The organism is Pseudomonas sp. LS-2 (genome assembly GCF_003605735.1).
Taxonomy (GTDB): Bacteria; Pseudomonadota; Gammaproteobacteria; order Pseudomonadales; family Pseudomonadaceae; genus Aquipseudomonas.
On sequence record NZ_QXTJ01000045.1, the window covers coordinates 307,791 to 322,878 of the forward strand.

The window sequence follows — 15,088 nt, forward strand, 5'->3', positions numbered from 1 at the left end:
CATGGCTAGCCCACTTCGAAGCTTGTCAGCCCCTACGTTGTTGAGCCTGGCGATCGCCATCGGTCTGGGCGGCTGTGCCGGCCTGCCCGATCAACGTCTGGCCAATGAAGCCCTGAAACGCGGCGATACCGCGCTGGCGGAGCAAAACTATCGGCAACTGGCGGACCTGGGTTATAGCGATGCACAGGTAGGTCTTGCGGACATCCAGGTCGGCACTCGCGACCCGGAACTGATCAAACAGGCCGAGGCGACTTACCGCGCCGCAGCCCAGACATCGCCCCGTGCGCAATCGCGCCTGGGCAAGCTGCTGGCGGTCAAGCCCAACTCCACCGAAGCCGAGCAACGCGAAGCCGAAGGTCTGTTGAAGCAAGCCTTCGCCAACGGCGAGGCCGGCACGCTGATACCGCTGGCAATGCTCTATCTGCAATACCCGCACACGTTCCCCAACGTGAATGCTCAGCAGAAGATCAACGAATGGCGCGCGTCGGGTTATCCGGAAGCGGGTCTGGCTCAGGTGCTGCTGTATCGCACTCAGGGTACTTACGACCAGCATCTGGGTGAGGTCGAAAGCATCTGCAAACAGGCCCTGCGCACCAACGACGTTTGCTACATGGAACTGGCCACGGTCTATCAGAAGCGCGGCGAAGCCGACAAACAGGCCGCACTGCTGGAGCAAATGCAGAGCGGCTATGCCATGGGCAGCGTGCCCGCCATGCGTGTCGACAGTGTCGCTCGCGTACTGGCGGACTCGACCCTGGGCAAGCCCGACGAGAAGACCGCCCAGCAACTGCTGGAGAAGATCGCGCCGGCCTATCCCGCTTCCTGGGTGAGCCTGGCTCAGTTGCTCTACGACTATCCGGAGTTGGGCGACGTCAACAAGATGATGGAGTACCTGGACAACGGCCGGGCCGCCGACCAACCGCGCGCCGAACTGCTGCTGGGCAAGGTCTATTACGAAGGCAAGCTGGTGTTGCCGGACGCAAAGAAAGCCGAAGAGCATCTGCTCAAGGCTGCTCCGACGCAGATATCCGCACACTATTACCTGGGCCAGCTTTATCGCCGTGGTTACCTCGGCCACCCCGATGCCCAGAAGGCCGTCAACGAACTGCTGACCTCCGCTCGCGGCGGCCAGAACAGCGCCGACTTCGCCCTCGCGCAGCTATTTTCGCAAGGCAAGGGCATCAAACCCGACCCGGTCAACGCTTGGGTATTTGGCCAGTTGGCGCAAGCGCAGGGCACCCCGCAAGCGACGGATCTTGCGCAGCAACTCAACGATCAATTGCCGCCTGAGAAACGCGCCCAGGCGCAGAGTCTTCTCCAGCGAGAACAGCAGGTCCGTGGCACCACTGCGCAGAACGCGCTGGCCATGCAGGCACTGCAAGAAGAAAAAGACGGCGAGGACGCACCTCTATGAAGCTTAAGTTGAACCCTCTGATGGCGGCCGGGCTCGGTCTGGGTTTCACCCTGATCTGGGCTACCCCGACATTGGCTGCCTTGACCGAAGACAAGAACTTCGGGATCGAAGTGAAGGCCACCGGCCAGATGGAAGACGACCGCGACCTGGGCACCCGTGGCGGTGGCGACGTCAACGGGATCGGTCTTGATCTGCGCCCATGGATGTATGGCCAATGGGGCAACTGGAGCGGCTACGCGATGGGTCAGGTGGTCACTGCCAGCGACACCATCCAGACCGACCCGCTGGACGAACAGACCACCAACGCCGAAGGCCAGACCAGCCAGCGCGCCCGCAGCACGTCCAGCAGTCGCGAAGTGGACGACAGCTACGCGGCCCTTCGTGAATTCTGGATCGGCTACAGCGGTTTCACGCCCTACCCTGGCGAGATCCTCAAGTTCGGTCGTCAGCGTCTGCGCAACGACGACGGCCAGTGGCACGACACCAATATCGAGGCCCTGAACTGGACCTTCGACACAACGCTGCTCAAGGCCGAAGTCGGCGCTGCCCAGCGCTTCAGCGAATACCGCACCGACCTCACCGAGCTGTCGGCGCAGGACAAGGATCGCCAGCACCTGTTCGGCGATGTCGAATACCAGTGGACTCCTGGCCAATGGGCGGGTGTACGCGCTCACTACAGCCACGATGGTGGCAGCCTGAAACATCAGGGCGAGTCGATCGATGATCTGGACAAGACGTCTCGCGGCGATCTGACCTGGCTCGGCATTCAGGCCAACAGCGACGCGTACAACTATCGCAACCTGAACACCGTCAACTACTGGGGCAGCCTGACCTGGCTGACCGGTAACCGCGACCAGATCGGCTCGACCTACGACGCGACCACTGACCAGTATCTGGCCGGTCAGAAAGACAGCAGCAACGTCAACGGCTGGGCGACCGATCTGGGTCTGCGTTTGCGTCTCGATCCGCAATGGCAGGTCGGCGGCGCCTACTCCCGCGCCAGCAAGAACTACGAGCAGAACGGTCTGGAAAGCAACCGCTCGAACTGGACCGGTACGCGTTCGCGCGTGCATCGCTTCGGTGAGGCCTTCCAGGGCGAAATGGCCAACGTGGAATCCGGCTCGCTGTTCGCCTCCTGGCAGATGCAAGAGGATTACGACGCCTCTCTGATCTACCACAAGTTCCGTCGCGTGGACGGCCACTCCGGTATCGGCGGCGCCGGCGTCAATCCTGCCCGCGAAAACTTCGATGCCGATGGCGTAAGCACTGGCACCTTCGATTCGTTGCCGCTGGAAGACGGCCGCAAGGATCTGGGGCAGGAGATGGACCTGGTCGTCACCAAGTACTTCAAGCAAGGCCTGCTGCCCGCCTCGGTCAGCCAGTCGTTCGACGAGCCGTCTGCTCTGATTCGCCTGCGCGCAGGCGTGTTCAAGCCAGGCGATGCATATCACAGCGGTGTGGACGATTACATGCACCGCGCCATCGTCGACGTCATCTGGCGCTTCTGATGCAAGCCGCGATAGGAGTGCAATGAGATGAACAGTCAAGCAAGCAATATGCGTCACCGGGCATGGCCTCATGCCTTGCTGGAAAGCGCAGTGCTCAGCAGCGCCCTATTGCTGGCGAGCACTGCTGCCATTGCCAGCACTGCTCCGGCGCCCCACGCTGCCGCGGCACAACCTGCGACGCAACCTGCGCCCGGCGATGATGTGGTCAAAGGACTGCATCAGGCGCAAACCTACACCATCACCAGCCCGCCCACCGGCCCACTGATGATGGACAAGCCCAAACTGCCGGATCTGTCGGGCTATACCCAACAGGCCATGCAGAAGAAGATCGTGCGCAGCAAGGCCGGTAAGGCCTCGATTCGCCGCATGATGCAAGAGGACTCGCTGAAGGAGTTCATCGGCGGCGATAACAAGATGGCCGAATGGGTTGCCCGTCAGCACGGCATCCCGCAGGCGATCTTCATCGACGACGGTTACATGACCCTTCAGGACCTGGCGAAAAAAGTGCCTAAGCAGTACCTGAACGAAACATCCCCGGGCGTGTTCCTGGCGCGCTTGCCGATCGTGGTCGGCAAGAAAGGTATTCTGGAAATCGACAAGAAGACCAGTGAACTGCGCCTGTCGCAGGAAGCCGGTGCGTTCATGGTCAACGACAACCTGCTGTTCGTCTCCGACACCCGGATTACCGGTTGGAGCGAGAAGGCCAACGGCCCGTCGACTTTCAAGGCGCCGAAGGAATTCCGCCCGTTCCTGCTGTCCTGGGGCGGCACTCAGACCTACATGTTCAACACCAAGGTGGCAAGCCTGGGTTACAACAACAGCAAGTCGTACGGTCTGAGTATTTCCCAGTACACGCCGAACATGAAGGCACAGATGAACCGTCCGGACCCGACCGGCTGGATCGTCAATTCCGAATTCTCGGACATGTGGTACGGCTACTACTGCTATGAGACCCGCGACTTCGTGGTCAAGGGCAATACCTACCGCGACAACATCATCTACGGCATCGACCCACACGACCGTTCCCACGGCCTGATCATTGCCGAGAACACCGTCTACGGGACCAAGAAGAAACACGGGATCATCATTTCCCGTGAGGTGAACGACAGCTTCATCATTAACAACAAAAGCTACGAGAACCACCTGTCGGGCATCGTTCTGGACCGTAACAGCGTGAACAATCTGGTGGCCTACAACCAGATCTACCGCAACCACACCGACGGCATCACGCTGTATGAAAGTGCTGACAACCTGCTGTGGGGCAACCGCGTGTTCGCCAACAAACGCCACGGCATCCGGGTTCGCAACAGCACCAACATCAAGCTGTACGAGAATCTGGCGATCGGCAACGGCCTGATGGGCGTCTACGGCCACATCAAGGATCTCTCCGACACCGACCGCGACATCAAGCTCGACCCGTTCGACGCCGAGGTGTCGCTCATCATGGTTGGCGGCGAGCTGACCTCCAACGGTTCCGGCCCGCTGTCCATCGACTCGCCGCTCAGCGTCGAGCTGTACAAAGTGTCGATGCTGGCGCCGACCAAAAGCAGCGGGATCAGCTTCAACGGCGTACTGGGTGACCGCCAGGACGAAATCCTTGATCTGCTTGTCCGCCAACAAAAAGCCGTGTTGATCGACCCGGTCGAAAGCCAGAAACAACTCCGGGACTGAGGAAGCTATTTCTATGCACGCACATTTGATCAAGTTGCTCAGCCTCTCCGGCCTGACCGCAGCACTCTTCGCCGCCAGCAACGCCGCGTATGCCGCCGATGCAAGCGCACCGACGTTCACGGCCGAGCCTTGCTGCAGCCTGTGCCCGGAAGCCCACGACGAGAAGAACTACGTCACCCGCTACCAGCAGAACTTCACCACACTGGTTCAGGCTCAGGGCGACTGGCTGTTCCGTACCAAGGAAGACCTGCGCACCGAGTTCGACACCACGCCTGAGGGCTACCGTCGCATGCAACAGTTGCACGACGCCTTCAAGAGCAAAGGTGTAGAACTGGTGGTCGTCTATCAGCCCACTCGTGGCCTGGTCGATCGCAACAAACTGTTCCCGGCCGAGCGCGACAAGTTCGACTACAACACCGCCCTGCGCAACTACCAGGCCATGCTTGGTCGCTTTGCGAAAATGGGCTACACCGTGCCGGATCTGTCGCCTCTGACCAACGAACAGCAGGCCCATGACTTCTACTTCCGCGGTGACCAGCACTGGACGCCGTACGGCGCTCAACGCACCGCGAAAATCGTTGCTGATTCCGTGAAAAAGATGCCGGCTTTCGCCGACATTCCCAAGCGTGAATTCGAGACCCACCTGTCAGGTCGCATGGGCAAGAAGGGCACTCTGCACAACATGGCCGGTCAATTGTGCGGCACCAGCTACGCCATCCAGTACATGGATCAGTTCGAGACCGAACCCAAAGGCGAAGCGGCCGACGGCGACCTGTTCGGTGACTCCGGCAACCCGGAAATCACCCTGGTCGGTACCAGTCACAGCGGCAAGAACTACAACTTCGCAGGCTTTCTGCAGGAATACATCGGGGCCGACGTGCTGAACGTCGCCTTCCCGGGCGGTGGCTTTGAGGGCTCGATGCTGCAGTACCTGGGCAGCGACGACTTCCAGCAACACCCACCGAAGATTCTCATCTGGGAATTCTCGCCTCTGTACCGCCTCGACCAGGAGACCATCTATCGCCAGATGATGTCGCTGCTGGATAACGGCTGTGAGGGCAAACCGGCGCTGATGGCTACCAGCACCACTCTCAAGCCAGGCACCAACGAGCTGTTGGTCAACGGCAAAAACGGCATCAAGGATGTGCGCAACGGCAGTAATCAGATCGACATCAAGTTCGCCGACACCTCGGTGAAAACCCTTCAGGCGCGCCTCTGGTACATGAACGGCCGCCACGAAGACCTGAAGATCGAAAAACCTGAAACATCTGAAACCGACGGGCGCTTCTCCTTCGAACTGCGCGATGACAAAGACTGGGCCGACCAGCAATTGCTCGCACTGGAAGTGCAGGGTCCGGAAGCGGGCGCTGCGCCACAGCAAGTCGAAGCGAAAGTATGCAAACGCAACGTGTTCCCGAATGTCGCGCATCAAACCGCGCAAGCCGGGTTATGAGGCTCTTATGCACACTCCAAAACTGATGCTCCCTACCCTTCTCTCGCTGGCCGTGCTGTCGTCGACAGCCTTCGCCACCAGCGCCAGCGCTGCGTCGACACTCGTGCCGCCGCAGGGCTACTACGAGGGTGTCGAAAAATTCAAAAGCGGCGAAAGTAAATTCAGCTGCGATTCAACACCGCAGCCTTACACCGGCCCGCTGCAATTTCGTAGCAAGTACGAGGGATCGGACAAGGCCCGCGCCACGTTGAACAAGGATTCGGAACAAGCCTTCCGTGATGCCACCAAGGACATCACGACCATGGAACGCAACACCAGCAAAGTGGTGATGCAGTACATGCGCGACGGTCGGCCGGAACAGCTCGACTGCGCACTGAACATGCTGACCACGTGGGCCAAGGCCGATGCGCTCGAATCCAGGGACTTCAACCACACCGGCAAATCGATGCGCAAATGGGCGCTGGGGAGCATGTCGTCGTCGTACCTGCGCCTGAAGTTCTCCGAGTCGCATCCACTGGCCACTCGTCAGCAGGATGCGAAAGTGATCGAAGCCTGGTTCAGCAAGCTGGCGGACCAGGTGGTCAGCGACTGGAACGACCTGCCGCTCGACAAGACCAACAACCACTCTTACTGGGCAGCCTGGTCGGTGATGTCTACCGCCGTGGCGACCAACCGCAAGGATCTTTTCGACTGGTCGGTGAAGGAATTCAAGATCGCTGCCAATCAGGTCGACCCGCAAGGCTTTTTGCCGAACGAACTCAAGCGCAAGCAGCGCGCGCTGGCGTACCACAACTACGCCCTTCCGCCGCTGGCGATGATCGCCAGTTTCGCCCAGGCCAACGGTGTCGATCTGCGTCCTGAAAACAACGGCGCGCTGAAGCGTCTAGGTGATCGGGTGCTGGCCGGGGTCAAGGATTCGGGTGACGAGTTCGAGGCGAAAGACGGCCAGAAACAGGACATGACGGACTTGAAAACCGACATGAAATTCGCTTGGCTCGAACCGTACTGCTCGCTCTACGACTGCGCGCCCGACACGCTGGACAAGAAGCACAAAATGCAGCCGTTCAAGAACTTCCGTCTCGGCGGCGACATGACCCGCACGTATGACCCGAGCCATGAGAAGGGCGAGAAAGGCGGTTCTTGATTTGAAGACCTGATCGTACCCACGCTCCGCGTGGGAACGATCAGAGCGCAAGCAGTGAGATTCATGTTGTACCCCCCCGATTTTTCATGGGGGGTTTGGGGGGGCTTTGGCCCTTGATGTTGGACAAATGGAGAGATAAGGATGGTTTTCTCATCCAACGTGTTCCTGTTCCTGTTCTTGCCGGTGTTTCTCGGCTTGTACTATCTGAGCGGGCAACGCTATCGCAACCTGCTGCTGCTGATCGCCAGCTACGTATTCTATGCGTGGTGGCGAGTGGACTTCCTGGCACTGTTCGCAGGTGTGACGCTGTGGAACTACTGGATCGGCCTGCGCGTAGGCGCCGCCGGGGTCAGGACCAAACCCGCGCAGCGCTGGCTGCTGCTGGGTGTCGCGGTCGACCTGTGTATCCTGGGCTACTTCAAATACGCCAATTTCGGCGTGGACAGCATCAACGCAATGATGACCTCGGTCGGTCTCGAGCCGTTCATTCTGACCCACGTGCTATTGCCGATCGGGATCTCGTTCTACATCTTCGAGTCCATCAGCTACATCATCGACGTCTACCGCGGCGATACGCCTGCGACCCGCAACCTGATCGACTTCGCGGCGTTCGTGGCTATCTTCCCGCACCTGATCGCTGGTCCCGTATTGCGCTTTCGCGATCTGGTGGATCAGTTCAACAACCGCACCCACACGCTGGACAAGTTTTCCGAAGGCTGTACGCGGTTCATGCAAGGCTTCATCAAGAAGGTCTTCATCGCTGACACGCTGGCGGTGGTCGCCGATCACTGCTTCGCCCTGCAGAACCCGACCACGGGCGATGCCTGGCTCGGCGCGCTGGCCTACACCGCGCAGCTGTACTTCGATTTCTCCGGCTACAGCGACATGGCTATCGGCCTTGGCCTGATGATGGGTTTCCGGTTCATGGAAAACTTCAAACAGCCTTATGTCAGTCAGTCGATCACCGAGTTCTGGCGTCGCTGGCACATCAGCCTTTCCACTTGGCTGCGCGACTACCTGTACATCACGCTCGGCGGCAACCGTGGCGGCAAAGTCGCGACCTACCGCAACCTGTTCCTGACCATGCTGCTAGGTGGCCTGTGGCACGGCGCCAACATCACCTACATCGTCTGGGGTGCCTGGCACGGCGTCTGGCTGGCCATCGAGAAAGCACTGGGCATCAACACTGCGCCCCGTACCTTCAACGTCGTGCGCTGGGCCTTCACCTTCCTGCTGGTGGTCATGGGCTGGGTGATCTTCCGCGCCGAAAACCTGCACGTCGCCGCTCGCATGTACGGCGCAATGTTCAGCTTTGGCGAATGGCAGCTGTCGGACCTCAATCGCGCAAGCCTCACCGGGCTGCAGGTCGCGACCCTGATCGTGGCGTACATCACGCTGGCGTTCTTCGGTCTGCGCGATTTCTACCGCAACCGCACGCCTGCCAAACCGACCAGCAACGAAAATCCTGTGCAAGCCGATGGCCCTGCCACCGCGCAGCCAGGAATGATCAAAGCGGTTCCGGGCGACAAGCCGGGCAGCATTCATCAACCGGGTTACATCGTCGGCACCGAGGCGCAGGTTCAGCCTGCGTACTGGACCGCCGACTGGTCGCGCTACGTCATGCGCGCCCTGATCCTGCTGATGTTCGTGGCCTCGATTCTCAAACTCTCGGCGGCCAGCTTCTCGCCGTTCCTTTACTTCCAGTTCTGAGGAGCCTGACATGACCCGTTCGTTGCGTATCCTCTACATCTTCCTGTTCCTGGCGATCCTGCTGGTGCTGGGCCTATGGTCGCTGCGCAGCTTCATCGGCTTCTCGACGTCGAAGGAAACCACTGTCCTCAACGGTCACTGGACCAAGGCGGTGGAAACCCATTACGACGACGAGTTTCCGATCAAGCGTCTGGGCACCAACCTCTGGGCTGCGCTGGATTACAAGGTGTTCAACGAAGGCCGTCCAGGCGTGGTTCTGGGCAAGGACCAGTGGCTGTACACCGATGAGGAATTCGATGCGGTCGCCAATGGCGAACAAAACGAAGCCGACAACCTGGCGATCATCAAGGGCGTCCAGGAAACCCTGAAGAAACAGGGCACGCAGCTGGTATTGGCGATCGTTCCGGCCAAGACCCGCCTGTACCCGGAGCACGTCGGGGACAACAAACCGTCCGCGCTGCACACCGATCTGTATCAACAGTTCCACGCACAGGTCAATCAGGCCGGCATCCTGGCTCCTGATCTGCTGGGCCCACTGCAAAGCGCCAAAGACAAGGGCCAGGTATTCCTGCGCACCGACACCCACTGGACGCCGATGGGCGCCGAAGTGGTCGCGCAACAGCTGGGCGATGCGATCTCCAAAGAGACCCCGCTGAGCGGCGATCCGCAGACCTTCGTCACCGAAGCCAAGTCCAGCGCGCCGTACAAAGGCGACCTGACCAACTTCCTGCCGCTCGATCCGTTGTTCAGCAACTTGCTGCCGAAGCCGGATGACCTGCAACAGCGCAGCACCAACCCGGCGCAAGCCGCGGGTAACAGTGACGATGCACTGTTCGCAGACAACTCCGTCGCAGTCGGTCTGGTCGGCACCAGCTACAGCGCCAACCCCAACTGGAACTTCGCCGGTGCTCTGAAACAGGCCCTGCACAGCGATGTCGTGAATTACGCCGAAGACGGCCACGGCCCGATTCTGCCGATGCTCAAGTATCTGCAGACCGATGCCTTCAAGAGCAGCCCGCCGCAGGTGCTGATCTGGGAGTTCCCGGAACGCTACCTGCCGGCTCACAACGACCTGACCGAGTTCGACCCACAGTGGATCGCCGAACTCAAAAAGGCTCGTGACCCTCAACAAAATCTGGCTCAGAACGCCAATAACTCCGAGTCGCCCACACGGGCGCAAAACTGAGAGGACTACACAAAATGACCTTGCAGAACCCAACTCGCATGCCAACCCGTTCGACCAAATCCGGCCTGCTGAAAACCTGCGTCCTGGCCGCGAGCCTGGGCTTCGTATCCCTCTCGGCCTTCGCCGGTGGCGACGCCGCCCTGTATGGCCCGACCGCACCGAAAGGCTCGACCTTCGTGCGGGTATACAACGCCAGCAACGCCGAAATCAGCGCCAGCGTCGGCAACACCAGCCTGAACGAAATCGGCCCTCTGGCCAGCAGTGATTTCAGCTTCATGCCGCAGGGCGACTACAGCGCCAAGATCGGCAGCAACACACTGCCGGTGAAACTGGCCAGCGATCACTACTACACCATCGTCAACAACACTTCCGGCGCGCCGCAGCTGGTTGAAGAGCCGCCGTTCAAGAACAAGCAGNAAGACTGCCGACGGCAAGACCGACGTGGTGAAAGCCGTCTCCGCCAAGGGCACCGGCGAGCGTGAGATCAACCCGGTCAAAGTCAGCTTCGCGCTGTTCGACGGCGACAAGAAAGTCAGCGACCTGAAGCCGGTCGCGCTGGAGCGTGGCGAAGCCGCCGTTCTCTACATCACCGGCAACGGCAGCAACCTGTCGCCAGTCTGGGTCAAGCGCCCGACTTCGACTCAGTAACTTCGCAGTATTGCCTTCCGGCCTTTGATTCTGGCCGAAGGCCGTAGGAGCGCGCTTGCCCGCGAACAGGGTGTGTCAGGCGACCNGATTTCGCGGATGGTGTCGGGTGATGCGGAGCAAGCACACCACGAGGGCGCCGACCGCAGCGGTACAAGAACAAGACAGACGAAACGACAGAACAACCGACGTATAGCCCAAACAAACGCTATCGAAATTTTGGAGAAACAAAATGATTCCAGTGATCTTGTCAGGTGGCAGCGGTTCCCGACTCTGGCCTCTTTCGCGTAAACAGTTTCCAAAACAGTTCCTGGCACTGACCGGCGAACACACCCTCTTCCAGCAGACCCTCGAGCGTTTGGTGTTCGACGGCATGCAACACCCGATCGTGGTGTGCAACAAGGACCACCGCTTCATCGTCGGCGAGCAGCTGGCGGCGCTGGGGCTGGACACTCAAGGCATCATCATGGAACCGTTCGGCCGCAACACCGCGCCTGCGGTCGCCATCACCGCAATGATGCTGGCCAATGAAGGTCGCGACGAGTTGATGCTGGTACTGCCGGCCGACCACGTGATCGACGACCAAAAAGCGCTGCAACGTGCACTCGCGCTGGCAACCGTTGCCGCCGAGCGTGGCGAAATGGTGCTGTTCGGCGTGCCGGCGACCAAGCCTGAAACCGGCTACGGCTACATCAAATCCACCGCTGACGCACTGCTGCCGGAAGGCGTGAACCGCGTTGCGCAATTCGTCGAAAAGCCTGACGAAAAACGCGCGAACGAGTTCGTCGAAGCGGGCGGCTACTACTGGAACAGCGGCATGTTCCTGTTCCGCGCCAGCCGTTATCTGGAAGAGCTGAAAAAGCACGATCCGGACATCTACGACAACTGCCTGCTGACCCTTGAGCGCAGCAAGCACGACGGCGATAACATCGAACTGGACCAGGCCAGCTTCGCCTGCTGCCCGGATAACTCCATCGACTACTCGGTCATGGAAAAAACCCAGCGCGCCTGTGTGGTCCCGCTGGACGCTGGCTGGAGCGATGTGGGTTGCTGGTCGTCGTTGTGGGACGTGCACGCCAAAGACGAGAACGGCAACGTTACCAAAGGCGATGTGGTGATTCAGGACAGCCGCAACTGCATGATCCATGGCAACGGCAAACTGGTCTCGGTCATTGGTCTGGACAACATCGTGGTCGTCGAAACCAAGGACGCCATGATGATTGCTCACAAGGACAAGGTTCAGGGCGTCAAGCAGATGGTTGCCACGCTCAACGATCAGGGCCGCAGCGAAACTCAGAACCACCTGGAAGTCTATCGCCCATGGGGCTCGTACGACTCCGTGGACATGGGCGGCCGCTTCCAGGTCAAGCGCATCTCGGTCAAGCCGGGCGCCAGCCTGTCGCTGCAGATGCACCACCATCGCGCCGAACACTGGATCGTCGTATCGGGCACCGCTCAGGTCACCTGTGACGAGAACGTCTTCCTGCTCACTGAAAACCAGTCCACCTACATCCCGATCGCCTCGGTCCACCGCCTGCGAAACCCAGGCAAGATCCCGCTGGAAATCATCGAAGTGCAATCGGGCAGCTACCTGGGCGAAGACGACATCGAGCGTTTCGAAGACGTCTACGGTCGCTCGACGCCAGGTATCGAAGCCGGTGTGAGAACCCAGACCATCGCGCGTTGATGGATCGGTAATACGGCTTCAGTAAAACCGTTGCAGTACCCCGCCCGCTTTCTGCGTATCCCATCCGCAGGGGGCGGGTGGGGTTTTTTATTTGAACAATCCAGTAAAGCGCCGTGCCGAGAATCTCTGTTAATCGCGATTCGTCCGTGAGTGCTTCTAGCACACGCCCATATCAAGCTGCATCGCGCTCAGGCCGCAGCAACGCATTGCACTCGATCATCTGACGTCCTGCGGTATCGAACTCATAACACTCGCCGCTCAGCTCAGCGTCCTGTCACAGGCGCGAACCCAGTCTGTCTGTATAGGATTGGTCAGGGTGGACTTCCTTTCGGTACGATGCCCCCATCTGCAATCGCGAGACCGAACACATGATCATCGGTGCCATACTGATCCTCACCTGGCTGGTGCTCCTTCTGCGCTATCCCGCCAAAGCCCTGCCGGTTTCGCTGGCGGCCGCTGCAGGGTTGGCCATCGTAGCAGGCATTGTGGTCTGGGAGGACAAGCGTGACGCGCAACGACTGGACCGTTTGCAACTGCGTCTGGACTACGCCCCGCAACAGTGCCCGACTGGCAGGCCTCTGTTGGTGCTGATCGACAATGGCAACGATGTCCCGCTTCAGGAACTTCGCTGGAAAGTTGCCGCTTTCGCGCCGGGCGACACCGTCAATCTCGCCGATGACACTTACACCGCCCCGCGTTATCGCGGCCCCGGCGAGCTGCTACCCAATAGCCAATGGCAGGACTGCCTGCCTCTACCACCGCTGCGCCCCGGTTACCGGCCGCAGACCCTGGAATTTCGCGCCGAACGTCTGCAAGGCACCTTTTCTGACTGACGCATAACAATCCTTCAAGGAACGAACACTATGGCTGTCGTGTTGATCACCGGTTGCTCCAGCGGCATTGGCCGTGCCATGGCGGATGCCTTCAAGGCTGCGGGTCATGAGGTTTGGGCAACCGCCCGTAAAACGCCAGATGTTAAGGCGTTGGCGGCAGCCGGGTTTCGAGCCGTGGAGCTGGATGTGAACGACAGTGCTGCCCTGGAACGGCTCCGCGCCGAACTTGAGCAACATGACAAGGGACTGGACGTACTGATCAACAACGCGGGTTACGGTGGCATCGGTCCGCTGCTCGATGGCGGCGTGGATGGCATGCGCAGGCAGTTCGAGACCAACGTGTTTTCCATCGTTGGGGTCACCGGGGCGCTGTTTCCATTGCTGCGCCAAAACAAGGGCATGGTGGTGAATATCGGCAGCGTTTCCGGAGTGCTGGTCACACCATTCGCTGGCGCTTACTGCGCGTCCAAGGCCGCCGTGCATGCAATGAGCGACGCCCTGCGCATGGAACTCGCGCCCTTTGGCATGCATGTCATGGAAGTCCAGCCGGGCGCCATCGACACGCACTTCGCGAAAAACGCCAGCCATGAAGCAGAACAGATCATTCACGAGGGCTCTGCGTGGTGGCCTTTGCGCGAGGGCATCCGGGCTCGAGCCAATGCTTCACAGACAAACCCCACACCAGCCAGTGATTTTGCACGCGATGTGCTGAACGCCGTGCAAAGCGCGAAGCCACCGCGACTTCTGCGCTCCGGAAATGGCAGCCGAGTATTGCCTTTGATGGAGCTGCTGCTGTCCAAAGGACTGCTGGAGAAAATCCTCAGCAACAGATTCAAGCTGAATCAAACGTTGTAGCGCTTGGTCCGTTTCGTAGCAGTCAGGCTTGCCGGCGGTCGCGATGTCATGAGCGCCACCGCCGGTAAGCCTGACTGCTAATGAGGCACGTCGCGTTTTACTCCGCCTTCTCAGGATTCACGATCACGGTGCAAGTAATCCCCGCCGCCAGCACTACGCCGTCCGGCACATTATCCAGATGGATGCGTACCGGAACGCGTTGGGCCAATCGGACCCAGTTGAAGGTCGGGTTGACATCGGCGATCAGTTCGCGGCTTTCCGGGTTGTCGCGGTCGTAGATGGCGCGGGCGATGCTTTCGACGTGGCCTTTCATCACTTCGCCGCTCATCAACTGCATGTCAGCCGGATCGCCGATCTTCACGTGGGGCAATTTGGTTTCTTCGAAGAAGCCGTAAACCCAGAACGAGTTTTTGTCGACGACCGCCATTTTCGCCTCGCCGATGCGTGCGTAATCGCCACGATGGACGTTGAGGTTGGTGACGTACCCATCCACGGCTGCAAGGACTTTAGTACGTTGCAGGTTGAGTTGCGCCGCTTCCAGTTGTGCCAGAGCGAGCTGGTAATCGGCTTGCGCGGAGTTCGCGACGTTGGAGGCGTCTTCGCGGTTTTCCGCGGAAATCACCAGCGCGTCCATGTCCTTGCGACGGCTGGCGTTGACCTTGCGCATCTCCCAGGTCGCCTTGCGCGAAGCCACCATCGCCTCGGCTTGTTTGACCGCCAACTGATAGTGCTCGGGGTCGATCTGCATCAGCAGGTCACCCTTCTTGACCGGCTGGTTGTCCTTGACCGGCACATCGACCACCACTCCGCTGACATCGGCGGCAACGTTGATCACATCAGCGCGCACTCGTCCGTCACGGGTCCAGGGGGTGTCCATGTAATGAATCCACAGCAGTCGGCCGATCCAGATGGCCAGTGCGAGGATCAGTAACGTGGCGATCAGACTCATCAGTTTTTTCATATCGAACTCTTCTCGAAGCCA

At 59.8% G+C, this 15,088-nt stretch carries 11 protein-coding genes and 2 pseudogenes; 12 read left to right on the forward strand and 1 reads right to left on the reverse strand.

The window, feature by feature from the left end; all coding sequences use genetic code 11:
* The first annotated feature begins 1 nt into the window (after position 1).
* From algK to D3M70_RS30025, 12 genes and pseudogenes are all read left to right on the forward strand, one after another.
* Complete coding sequence (gene algK, locus D3M70_RS29975) at positions 2-1,414, forward strand: alginate biosynthesis TPR repeat lipoprotein AlgK (protein WP_120129695.1); 1,413 nt, start codon at positions 2-4, stop codon at positions 1,412-1,414.
* 128 nt (positions 1,415-1,542) lie between these two features.
* Complete coding sequence (locus D3M70_RS29980; RefSeq protein ID WP_375233061.1) at positions 1,543-2,922, forward strand: alginate export family protein; 1,380 nt, start codon at positions 1,543-1,545, stop codon at positions 2,920-2,922.
* Between the two features lie 27 nt (positions 2,923-2,949).
* On the forward strand, positions 2,950-4,593 hold the full coding sequence (gene algG / locus D3M70_RS29985) for a mannuronan 5-epimerase AlgG (protein WP_120129698.1): 1,644 nt from the start codon (positions 2,950-2,952) through the stop codon (positions 4,591-4,593).
* A gap of 13 nt (positions 4,594-4,606) precedes the next feature.
* A complete protein-coding gene (locus D3M70_RS29990) occupies positions 4,607-6,046 on the forward strand; it encodes an alginate O-acetyltransferase (protein ID WP_120129700.1) in 1,440 nt (479 codons plus the stop codon).
* A gap of 7 nt (positions 6,047-6,053) precedes the next feature.
* Complete coding sequence (locus D3M70_RS29995) at positions 6,054-7,190, forward strand: mannuronate-specific alginate lyase (RefSeq protein ID WP_120129701.1); 1,137 nt, start codon at positions 6,054-6,056, stop codon at positions 7,188-7,190.
* A 141-nt stretch (positions 7,191-7,331) separates the two neighbouring features.
* Positions 7,332-8,900 carry an MBOAT family protein gene (locus D3M70_RS30000; protein ID WP_120129703.1) on the forward strand — a complete coding sequence of 523 codons (1,569 nt, stop codon included), beginning with the start codon at positions 7,332-7,334 and terminating at the stop codon, positions 8,898-8,900.
* Between the two features lie 10 nt (positions 8,901-8,910).
* Positions 8,911-10,086 carry an alginate O-acetyltransferase gene (locus D3M70_RS30005; protein WP_120129704.1) on the forward strand — a complete coding sequence of 392 codons (1,176 nt, stop codon included), beginning with the start codon at positions 8,911-8,913 and terminating at the stop codon, positions 10,084-10,086.
* A 38-nt stretch (positions 10,087-10,124) separates the two neighbouring features.
* Positions 10,125-10,502, forward strand: a pseudogene (locus D3M70_RS33830) (alginate O-acetyltransferase AlgF); the annotation flags it as partial.
* Between the two features lies 1 nt (position 10,503).
* Positions 10,504-10,734 (forward strand): annotated as a pseudogene (locus tag D3M70_RS33835) (alginate O-acetyltransferase AlgF); the annotation flags it as partial.
* A 229-nt stretch (positions 10,735-10,963) separates the two neighbouring features.
* Positions 10,964-12,418, forward strand: a complete 1,455-nt coding sequence (locus D3M70_RS30015; protein WP_120129706.1) for a mannose-1-phosphate guanylyltransferase/mannose-6-phosphate isomerase — start codon at positions 10,964-10,966, stop codon at positions 12,416-12,418.
* A gap of 368 nt (positions 12,419-12,786) precedes the next feature.
* A complete protein-coding gene (locus tag D3M70_RS30020; RefSeq protein WP_120129707.1) occupies positions 12,787-13,251 on the forward strand; it encodes a multidrug transporter in 465 nt (154 codons plus the stop codon).
* Between the two features lie 30 nt (positions 13,252-13,281).
* Entirely contained in the window at positions 13,282-14,106 is an 825-nt protein-coding gene (locus D3M70_RS30025; RefSeq protein WP_120129709.1) for an SDR family oxidoreductase, read from the forward strand.
* Positions 14,107-14,203: 97 nt separating this feature from the next.
* On the opposite strand, the gene D3M70_RS30030 is transcribed toward D3M70_RS30025, so the two are convergent.
* Positions 14,204-15,067, reverse strand: a complete 864-nt coding sequence (locus tag D3M70_RS30030; RefSeq protein WP_120129710.1) for an HlyD family secretion protein — start codon at positions 15,065-15,067, stop codon at positions 14,204-14,206.
* Positions 15,068-15,088: the final 21 nt, after the last annotated feature.

Coding starts and splice junctions, on each gene's coding strand:
- algK (WP_120129695.1), top strand. CDS start 2: ATGGCTAGCCCACTTCGAAGCTTGTCAGCCCCTACGTTGTTGAGCCTG.
- D3M70_RS29980 (WP_375233061.1), top strand. CDS start 1,543: ATGGAAGACGACCGCGACCTGGGCACCCGTGGCGGTGGCGACGTCAAC.
- algG (WP_120129698.1), top strand. CDS start 2,950: ATGAACAGTCAAGCAAGCAATATGCGTCACCGGGCATGGCCTCATGCC.
- D3M70_RS29990 (WP_120129700.1), top strand. CDS start 4,607: ATGCACGCACATTTGATCAAGTTGCTCAGCCTCTCCGGCCTGACCGCA.
- D3M70_RS29995 (WP_120129701.1), top strand. CDS start 6,054: ATGCACACTCCAAAACTGATGCTCCCTACCCTTCTCTCGCTGGCCGTG.
- D3M70_RS30000 (WP_120129703.1), top strand. CDS start 7,332: ATGGTTTTCTCATCCAACGTGTTCCTGTTCCTGTTCTTGCCGGTGTTT.
- D3M70_RS30005 (WP_120129704.1), top strand. CDS start 8,911: ATGACCCGTTCGTTGCGTATCCTCTACATCTTCCTGTTCCTGGCGATC.
- D3M70_RS30015 (WP_120129706.1), top strand. CDS start 10,964: ATGATTCCAGTGATCTTGTCAGGTGGCAGCGGTTCCCGACTCTGGCCT.
- D3M70_RS30020 (WP_120129707.1), top strand. CDS start 12,787: ATGATCATCGGTGCCATACTGATCCTCACCTGGCTGGTGCTCCTTCTG.
- D3M70_RS30025 (WP_120129709.1), top strand. CDS start 13,282: ATGGCTGTCGTGTTGATCACCGGTTGCTCCAGCGGCATTGGCCGTGCC.
- D3M70_RS30030 (WP_120129710.1), bottom strand. CDS start 15,067: ATGAAAAAACTGATGAGTCTGATCGCCACGTTACTGATCCTCGCACTG.